General features: G+C 66.2%; 7 protein-coding genes. 4 read left to right on the plus strand and 3 right to left on the minus strand.

Annotated features, from left to right (window positions below):
• The 4 genes from AC27VN_RS28995 to AC27VN_RS29010 form a co-directional block, all read left to right on the plus strand.
• Window positions 1-242 (plus strand): alpha/beta fold hydrolase (locus AC27VN_RS28995; protein WP_490878771.1); only part of this gene is annotated, 242 nt, incomplete at its 5' end.
• Window positions 239-1,057: an ABC transporter ATP-binding protein gene (locus AC27VN_RS29000; protein WP_490878772.1), complete on the plus strand. Its 819-nt coding sequence runs from the start codon at window positions 239-241 to the stop codon at window positions 1,055-1,057. The genes AC27VN_RS28995 and AC27VN_RS29000, both read left to right, overlap by 4 nt.
• A gap of 16 nt (window positions 1,058-1,073) precedes the next feature.
• A complete protein-coding gene (locus AC27VN_RS29005; RefSeq protein ID WP_490878773.1) occupies window positions 1,074-1,940 on the plus strand; it encodes an ABC transporter permease in 867 nt (288 codons plus the stop codon).
• A 67-nt stretch (window positions 1,941-2,007) separates the two neighbouring features.
• Window positions 2,008-3,105: an ABC transporter substrate-binding protein gene (locus tag AC27VN_RS29010; RefSeq protein WP_490878774.1), complete on the plus strand. Its 1,098-nt coding sequence runs from the start codon at window positions 2,008-2,010 to the stop codon at window positions 3,103-3,105.
• Between the two features lie 10 nt (window positions 3,106-3,115).
• Here the strand turns inward: AC27VN_RS29010 and AC27VN_RS29015 are convergent, their stop codons facing one another.
• The 3 genes from AC27VN_RS29015 to AC27VN_RS29025 form a co-directional block, all read right to left on the minus strand.
• Window positions 3,116-3,610, minus strand: a complete 495-nt coding sequence (locus tag AC27VN_RS29015) for an arsenate-mycothiol transferase ArsC (RefSeq protein WP_490878775.1) — start codon at window positions 3,608-3,610, stop codon at window positions 3,116-3,118.
• Between the two features lie 128 nt (window positions 3,611-3,738).
• Window positions 3,739-4,458: a phosphoglycolate phosphatase gene (gph, locus tag AC27VN_RS29020; protein ID WP_490878776.1), complete on the minus strand. Its 720-nt coding sequence runs from the start codon at window positions 4,456-4,458 to the stop codon at window positions 3,739-3,741.
• A gap of 1,078 nt (window positions 4,459-5,536) precedes the next feature.
• Window positions 5,537-6,472, minus strand: coding sequence for a LysR substrate-binding domain-containing protein (locus AC27VN_RS29025; RefSeq protein WP_490878777.1), 936 nt, complete (start codon window positions 6,470-6,472; stop codon window positions 5,537-5,539).
• Window positions 6,473-6,581 lie beyond the last annotated feature (109 nt).

A 6,581-nucleotide genomic window follows, 5' to 3' on the forward strand; every position in this document is an offset into this window, starting at 1 on the left:
TGGCGACCGTCGCCACCACCTTGCCGCAGGGCGTGGCCGACATCGTCGCGCCGACCCTGGTGCTCGCCGGCGAGCTCGACCGCGTGGTGCCGCCGACCGTGACGCTCGCGATGGCAGGCCGCATCCGCGGCGCCGATGCCGTGCTGTTGCCCGCCATCGGCCACGTGACCGCGATGCAGGCGCCCGAGGTGCTCACGCGCCACATGGTCCGTTTCCTGAACCCCGAAGGAGTCCACGCATGAACGCCGTCCTGGAACCCGAGACCGCCCCCGCCGCGCCCGCCGGCAAGGAGGACTACATCCGCGTCGAGGGCCTGTCGAAGACCTTCGGCGGCGGCAGCGAGAGCGTGCTCGCGCTGAAGCAGATCGACTTCGGCATCCGCCAGGGCTCCTTCGTCACCATCGTCGGCCCGAGCGGCTGCGGCAAGAGCACGCTGCTGCGCATCCTGGCCGGCCTGCTCGACTACGAGGTCGGCACCGTGCTGCTCGACGGTCAGCCGATCCGCGGCACGCGGCGCGACGTGGGCGTGGTGTTCCAGAGCTCGATCCTGCTGCCCTGGCGCAGCATCCTCGAGAACGTGATGCTGCCGGCCGAGGTGCTGGGCCTCGACAAGGCGAAGGCGCGCGAGCGCGCGATGCAGCTGCTCGCGATGGTGCGGCTCGAGGGCTTCGAGCACAAGCTGCCGCGCCAGCTCAGCGGCGGCATGCAGCAGCGCGCTTCCATCGCGCGGGCGCTGCTGCACGACCCCAAGATCCTCTTGATGGACGAGCCCTTCGGCGCGCTCGACGCGATGACGCGCGAGCGCATGAACCTCGAGCTGCAACGCATCTGGATGGAGAGCGGCAAGACTGTGGTGCTGATCACGCACTCCATTCCCGAGGCCGTGTTCCTCGGCGACCGCGTGTTCGTGATGTCGCCGCGCCCCGGCATGCTCGAGCGCGTGCTGCCCATCGACCTGCCGCGCCCGCGCGGCATGGAGGCGATGTCGCATCCGGCCTTCGCGGCCGCGGCCGCCTCGATCCGCGAGCGCTTCTCGCATGCCGCTTCCTTCGATTGAGAGAAAGGCCGACGCCATGACCACCGCCCTGCTGAGTTCCGAGGCCGCGCCCCTATCGGCCAAGCCGTCGCGAGCGCGCCGCACCAACCCGCTGGCCTCGCCGCGCGTGCAATCGATCCTCTTGCTGATCACGCTGCTCGGTTCGTGGGAAGGCGCCGTGCGGCTGTTCAAGGTGCCCAGGCACCTGGTGCCGCCGGTCAGCGACATCGCGATCGCGCTGTGGCGCGGCCTCGCCACCGGGCCGTTCGCGAAGGACGGCTTTTGGTACCACGGCGGCATCACGCTGGCCGAGATCCTGCTGGGCTTTTTCGTCGGCGGCGGCATCGGGCTCGCGATCGGCATCGTGGTCTCGCAGATGCCGCGGCTCGAGCGCCTGCTCGAGCCCTACGTGGCCGCGCTGCAGAGCGTGCCCAAGGTGGCGGTGGCGCCGATCATCGTGGTCTGGCTGGGCTTCGGCATCAGCTCGAAGGTGATGATCATCTGCCTGCTGACCTTCTTCCCGGTGCTGGTGACCAGCATCGCGGGCTTCAAGGCCGTGGACCCGGACCGCATCGACCTGCTGCGCTCGCTGTCGGCCACGCCGTGGCAGATCTTCCGCAAGGCCAAGTTCCCGAGCGCGCTGCCCTACATCTTCGCGGGCCTCAACATGGCCGCGGCCTTCAGCGTCGTCGGCGCCGTGGTGGGCGAGTTCGTCGGTGCCCAGGCCGGGCTCGGCGTGCTGATCCTGCAGATGGAAGCCCAGGCCGACAGCGGCGGCAGCTTCGCCGTCTGCGTCGTGCTCTCGGTGATCGGCATCGCGCTGACCAGTGCTCTGCGCCGCGTGCAGCAGCGCGTGCTGCACTGGATGCCCGCCGATGCCTCGCAGCGCACGGTCAACGTCTGATCCCTTCCTTCCCCTTTTTCTCTTTCCATCTCGAAACGTCCGGCGCGACGCCGGTGAGGAGCGAACCATGTGGACACGACGCGATTTCGGCCTGGGCCTCGGCGCCCTGGGATTGACGGGCAGCCTGCCGGCGCTGGCGCAGAAGCTGCGCGTGATGAAGGTGGCGAACACCGCCGGCGTCAACGATCCGCAGCAGTGCTTCGTGACCTCGGGCCAGCATCCGCGGCTGAACTTCTACAAGCCCGAGGGCGTGGACGTCGAGTACGTCAACATGTCGAGCATGACGCAGGCGCTGCAGAGCCTGCGCGCCGGCCACGTCGACTACGGCCCGGCCGTGCCCGGCATCCTGCTGCCCGCGATGGCGAAGGACCCGGGGCTCGACCTCGTGAGCGTCTACAAGTGGCTGCCGCGCAATGCCAACGTCGTCGTCGTCAAGCCCGGCAGCCCGATCCGCTCGGTGGCCGATCTCGCGGGCAAGCGCATCGGCGTGCGCAGCCAGGGCGACACCGGCATCGTCGTCACCCGCACCATGCTGGCCGAGCTGGGCCTGAAGGACGACCGGTGCGAATACATCGCCATCGGCGACGGCGCACCGGCCGGCGCGGCGATCGACAACGACCGCGTCGACGCGATGGTGGCCTTCGACACCGCGGCCGCGCGCGTCGAACTCGTCGGCACCAAGCTGCGCTACGTGCCGCTCACGCCGAAGTTCGCGCAGTTCGGCTCGGGCTGGCTGTGCGTGCCGCGCGAACTGCTGAAGAAGGAGCGCAAGGCCCTGGTGGGCCTGTTCCGCGGCATGGCCAAGTCCACCCTGTTCGCGCACCACAACCTCGAGGCCGGCATCGACCTGCATTGGGCCGTGTACCCCGAGAGCCGGCCCAAGGGCCGCGGCGAGGACGAGGCGCGCAAGGAGCTGGCCTTCATCCTCAAGGACCGTCGCAACAGCTGGATGCGCCGGCCCGACGATCCCGATCAGCGCATCGGTGCCTCGTCGCTGGCCGAGTGGAAGTCCAACATCGAGATGGCCGTGGACGGCGGCAGGAACCCGAAGCTGGCCGACGAGCTCGGCGACCCGAACCGGCTGTTCACCAACGAGCTGATCGACGAGGTCAATGCCTTCGACAGGCAGGCGGTGGTGGAGATGGCGAAGTCGTTCAGGCTGTAGCCGACCCGGCTCAAGCCATGTAGCCGAGATCGCGGATGTCGGCGCGCACCGACTCGCGGTCGGAGCCGTACAGCGGCAGGCTGGCCAGCAGCTCGAGGCGCCGCCGCATCGAATAGAGCGTCTGCAGCGCCTTGTGCGCCGCTTCCTCGGGATCGGCGATGGCCGCCGTGTCGGGATAGGCCCACAGCGCGGTATGGGGCTGGCTGGGCCAGGCCGGCTGCAGGCGGTCGATGTCGGCATCGAGCGCGATCACGAACTCGGCCTCGAAGCCGCGCGCGGGCACGAACTCGTTCCAGCCGCGCGGCTTGATCTCGGGTAAGGGAATACCCGCGGTGCGCAGCGCCGACACGGCCGCCGGGTCCACCGCCGCGCCGACGCGCAAGGGCTGGCCGCAGGAGCGGGCATGGAAGCGTTTTTCGGCGATGTGGGTGAGACAGGCCTGCGCCATGATGCTGCGCAGCGTGTTTCGTCGGGAGACGAAGAGCACGTTGATTTTTCTGTGCATGACTGCGGAATGTAGCGCGGGCTTGGCTGGCTTGCTCGGAGCGCGATTCGATGGTCGCTTGTGCGGCGGACCGTGCCGGGTCTTGTCCATCGCGCGGCCTCGGCGCCTCGGTGGGCGCGCCAGCCGAGCTAAGACGTTGCTTTGCAAAGCGGACTGGTAGGACGCAACCCATTGAGCAGGCCAGTGCAGGCGTCCACCAAGTCGTCGAAATGATGCAGCAAGATGTCCGGCGCGAGTTCGACTGCTGGAATTTCGCTGTAACCGAAGTCGACAAGAATCAGCGGTGTCCCGGCCGCCCGCGCGGCGCCGGCGTCGGTGTCCGCGTCGCCGACCATGACGGTGCGCGCGAGATCACCGCCCACTGCCGCCACAGCTTCGATCAAGTGGGCCGGATCGGGTTTCATCGCGGAGACTGCGTCCATCCCCACCACGCCGTCGAACAATCCCACCATGTCGAGCTTGGTCAACAAGCTGCGCGACAGATCGGTGGGCTTGTTCGTGCAGATGACAAGCTTGGCGCCAGCTGCCTTCAAGGTCTGCAGGGCGTCGATCACGCCCGGAAACGGACGGCTCTCATCTGCAACATGAGCGCCGTAGTGGCTGATGAATCGACCAAACAGTGCAGCTGCGCGGGCAGACGGATCCTCCGCACCGGCCTCGGCAAGACCCCACTGCAGCAGCCAACGGGCGCCGCGACTGATGAAGGGCCGGCCCTGCTCGTAGGCCAAGGGCCTGAAGCCCTCCGCGATCAGGACCGCGTTCACGGCACCGATCAGGTCGGGAGCCGATTCGACAAGGGTTCCGTCGAGGTCGAAAGCGATGGTCGACCCGAGAATGCTTTCGTTCAAAGCGGCCTCTTGCTCCTCAATTCGCCGTACCCGTTTGCGGGCTCCACACAGGCCTATCGCTCCACCGCTGCGGGCTCGGGGTCATCCTCAATCTTGATAGAGCTCATTATTGCGGCAAGCGCTCTAACGTCGTCCTTGGTTGGTGACGCAAAAGAAGCGTGAACGTCCGCCCATTTTCCATGTCGAGCGAATAGCAAGTGCATGCTGAAATTAGTGCCGGTTCCGCGCTCCGTCTGTACTCGCGAGAATGCCATGACTTGCACACCATTTGGCACGGTGTTCGCCCGTACCGAATCACTCACGATATATGGGTTTTTCAGAAGATTAGGGAGAAAGCATGCGTATATGTTCTCGTCCGTGTCCGGACCGACGCATCTTGGAGGTTCTACAAAGAACGTGAGTTGAAACAGACCCGCGCTTCCATAGAATACCCTCCGTCTCTCTCCTGGCGCGGGGGCAGGACCAGGCGATAGCTTTGGGGCGTCAAAGCGAATTCTCCAGCCTTCACCCGGCACACGAATCGTTTGCTCTTCTCCCCAGGCTATTGAAGATGCCGAGAGAAAAGAAATGGCCAGAAAATTGGCAGCCGCTCTCAATAGATTTTTCATCGTCCATGTCATCTGGATGCTTAGAGTTGGATAGATGTTCTGCAACGCCTCGCGAGCCTCCAGTCTTAGCGATTGTGGAGCTGCTTTCGCAAGCGTCTCCTCCGTCAATCACTCAACTGCAGATTTTGCGTTGATCTGAAAGTGATTGTTCATGGGTTGACGATCTGAGATAGGCCGATTCTGGTCCGCCTGGACACGCCACTCGGCCTGGAACGCGACGAAGGTGCGGCTATCTCCTGCCTTCATGAGATTTTTCGCGATTGCTTGATTTTAATTAGACGATCTTGCACGAATTTGGTCGATGGTCTGCCGTGCAGGAAGTGCTGACTAAAAACAAAGGTGGACGGACGAACGACCATGGCGTCGTCGGACGGCCGCTGCTGGCCGATATCAACCGCCGAGCATCGTAACGCCGCCGACGCGTCTGTCTCTATCTGGCGCACGCCGATCGTTCCGACACGATCCCATGTTCATTGCCCCGCAAGCCCAAGCCCAGCGTCATTCCGCACCCGCAAAAGCCACTCGCTGAACTGCGCAAGCGCCGGCAAGCTCGCACTGTGCTCCGGATAGCACAGCTGATACGACCGCCCCGTCGCCGACTCGAGGTCCGACAGCGCCACCAACTGCCCCGCATCGAGCGCCGCACGAACCATGAAGGCCGGCAGCAACGCAACCCCGATGCCCGCGATGGCCGCATGCAGCGACATCGACAGCAGGTCGTAGCTCGGACCCGCATGCAGCTCGGGCAGGACCTCGTCGGCGCCGGCAGCCTGCCGCAGCCACAGCGCCCAGGCACCAGGCAGCGAGCTGTTGTGGATCAGCGTGAGGTCGGGCGGCGCCTGCCGCAGCACGGTGGCGAAATCGTCGCCGCTCCAGCGCGCCGCCAGGGCGGGGCTGGCATAGGGCCGCACGGTCAGATCGAGGACGGGGATGGCATGCAGGCCCGGCACCGGCGCGCCCACCACCATGATGGCCGCGTCGATCCGGCTCGCGGTGAAATCGACCGGACCGAGGTAGGTCGAGAGGTCGAGCGTGATGTGCGGATGCGCGTTCACGAAACCCGACAGCCGCGGCGCGAGCCAGTAGTTGCAGAACGAGGAGGGGGCGGAGAGCTGCAGGCGGCCGCCGCGGCCCTGGTGCAGCGCGATGTCGGTGGTGGCGCGCTCGAGCCGCAGCAGCAGGGGCCGAACCTCGGCCAGGTAGGCTTGCCCCGCGGGCGTGGCCACCAGCGATTCGCGCCGGCGCTCGAGCAGCTGCGCGCCGAGCCGCTGCTCGAGGCCGATGACCTGGCGGCTGATCGCGCCCTGCGTGAGATTGAGCGCCTTGGCGGCGCGCGTGAAACTGCCCAGCCTTTCACTGGCTTCCAGGCATTGCAGCGCGATGGTGGAGGGGAGGCGAAGCGGCATCAGCTTTTTGCATGCGAGCAGGAGTTATTTTCGATTGTGGCGCTCGCCGGGGGCGTCGATCCTCGGGCATCGTGCTTTCTGGAAGGATGCAAGCCATGTTGGAGACCGG

This window comes from Variovorax sp. 20P10.2.4, assembly GCF_058244205.1.

What these genes read in the sequence shown, in the direction of transcription:
- AC27VN_RS29015 (WP_490878775.1), bottom strand. Translation starts at nt 3,610, where the DNA reads ATGCACAGAAAAATCAACGTGCTCTTCGTCTCCCGACGAAACACGCTG.
- AC27VN_RS29000 (WP_490878772.1), top strand. Translation starts at nt 239, where the DNA reads ATGAACGCCGTCCTGGAACCCGAGACCGCCCCCGCCGCGCCCGCCGGC.
- AC27VN_RS29005 (WP_490878773.1), top strand. Translation starts at nt 1,074, where the DNA reads ATGACCACCGCCCTGCTGAGTTCCGAGGCCGCGCCCCTATCGGCCAAG.
- AC27VN_RS29025 (WP_490878777.1), bottom strand. Translation starts at nt 6,472, where the DNA reads ATGCCGCTTCGCCTCCCCTCCACCATCGCGCTGCAATGCCTGGAAGCC.
- AC27VN_RS29010 (WP_490878774.1), top strand. Translation starts at nt 2,008, where the DNA reads ATGTGGACACGACGCGATTTCGGCCTGGGCCTCGGCGCCCTGGGATTG.